This window comes from Chloracidobacterium sp., from assembly GCA_025057975.1.
Taxonomy (GTDB): Bacteria; Acidobacteriota; Blastocatellia; order Chloracidobacteriales; family Chloracidobacteriaceae; genus Chloracidobacterium.
On the sequence record JANWUV010000020.1, the window covers coordinates 1 to 229 of the forward strand.

The following is a 229-nucleotide window of genomic DNA, read 5'->3' on the forward strand; positions in this document are numbered from 1 at the left end:
GACGAGCGAGTTCTTCCAGCAGGGCTTCTTTCGCCTGCCGCTCCGCTGCAACGCGAGACTCGGCTTCTTGAGCGCGTGCTTCCGCTTCCAGCTTGGCTCGTCGCTCCGCTTCCCGTGCCACGCGCTCCGCTTCCGCCCGCGCCTCGGCTTCCTTTGCCCGCGCCTCAGCTTCCTTTGCCCGCGCCTCCGCCGCCTCCCTCGCCGCCCGCTCCGCCACCCGCCGCGCCAT

Annotated in this window: 1 protein-coding gene; it reads right to left on the minus strand. The window is 71.6% G+C overall.

Going from position 1 to position 229, the window contains the following annotated elements; genetic code table 11:
• The coding region (locus NZ585_14170; GenBank protein ID MCS7081180.1) for a hypothetical protein at nucleotides 1-229 on the minus strand (229 nt) is incomplete at both ends.